At 67.4% G+C, this 818-nt stretch carries 1 protein-coding gene; it reads right to left on the bottom strand.

The features are described from left to right. Positions 1 to 818: sulfate adenylyltransferase subunit 1 (locus ACFOEV_RS11680; protein ID WP_386774078.1), on the bottom strand; the 818-nt coding region annotated here is incomplete at both ends.

The following is an 818-nucleotide window of genomic DNA, read 5'->3' as shown; positions in this document are numbered from 1 at the left end:
ATGCCACGGATCTCACCGGACAGGTCGCGGGTCGCCAGCTTGAAGTCGTAGAGCTTGCCGGGCGCCAGCGGCGTGTCGTGCATCCACACGATATCGGCCGTGAAGGCATTGGACAGCGGCACCTCGGCATTGGCCGCGACCAGCCAGTCGCCACGCGAGATGTCGATCTCGTCGGCCAGCGTCACGCTGATCGCCTGGCCCGGGTAGGCGGCTTCCAGGTCGCCGTCGTAGGTGACGATGCGTTCAACCGTCGAACGCTTGCCCGACGGCAAGGCCTTGACCGCCTGGCCCGGGCGTAGGATGCCGGCCGCCAGCGTGCCGCAGTAGCCGCGGAAGTCCAGGTTGGGGCGGTTGACGTACTGCACCGGCAGGCGCAGGTCGCTCAGGTTGCTGTCGTGGGCGATCTCCACCGTCTCCAGCAGCTCGAGCAGTGCCGGCCCCTCATACCAGGGGGTGCGCCCGCTGGGGTTGACCACGTTGTCGCCTTCCAGCGCCGACAGCGGCACGAAGCGCAGGTCGCGGGCGTTGAGGTTGGCGGCAAAGGCCCGATAGTCGGCGACGATCTCATCGAAGCGGTCTTGCGAGAAGTCGACCAGGTCCATCTTGTTGACCGCGATCACCAGGTGCTGGATGCCCAGCAGGTCGGCGATGAAGCTGTGCCGCCGGGTCTGCGTCTGCACCCCGTAGCGCGCGTCGATCAGGATCACCGCCAGGCTCGCCGTCGAGGCCCCGGTGGCCATGTTGCGCGTGTACTGCTCGTGGCCCGGGGTGTCGGCGATGATGAACTTGCGCCGGTCGGTGGAGAAGAAACGGTAGGC

This window comes from Litchfieldella rifensis (genome assembly GCF_042646605.1).
GTDB lineage: Bacteria > Pseudomonadota > Gammaproteobacteria > Pseudomonadales > Halomonadaceae > Litchfieldella > Litchfieldella rifensis.
Note: the sequence above shows the minus strand (reverse complement) of the source record. Positions and strands in the feature narration are given on the sequence as shown.